Genomic DNA, 357 nt, shown 5'->3' on the forward strand with positions numbered 1-357 from the left:
CGAAAAAGAGGCGCCTTTTTCGGGAAAAGAGTTTGTACACCACATACAAACTTTTACGAAAAGAGGCGACCTCCCATGAAAAAGTCTACCACACTTCTTGATCTGCTGAAACACTTGGTTTCTGAAGAAGATGTACAAACGATAGTAGCTTCACATGGCTATCAGGATGTAGGGCGCAAGCTACCTATCAACACGTTATTACAATTTCTTGTGATGGCAGCGACCCATGAATGGAAAAGCCTTCGTCATGCTGCTGATGTAGGACAAGCCTACGGACTCCCGTCCGTTCATTATTCTACGTTATCCAAAAAGGCAAGCGAGGTTCCCTATGCCATTTTTAAGGATCTTTTTCTTCTG

At 43.7% G+C, this 357-nt stretch carries 1 pseudogene; it reads left to right on the plus strand.

From position 1 onward, the window contains the following. Positions 1–75: 75 nt before the first annotated feature. A pseudogene (locus LKX83_RS32115) lies at positions 76–357 on the plus strand (IS4 family transposase); the annotation flags it as partial.

The sequence above is a fragment of the Cohnella baijiui genome, assembly GCF_020731285.1.
In the GTDB taxonomy this organism is placed as follows: Bacteria; Bacillota; Bacilli; order Paenibacillales; family Paenibacillaceae; genus Cohnella.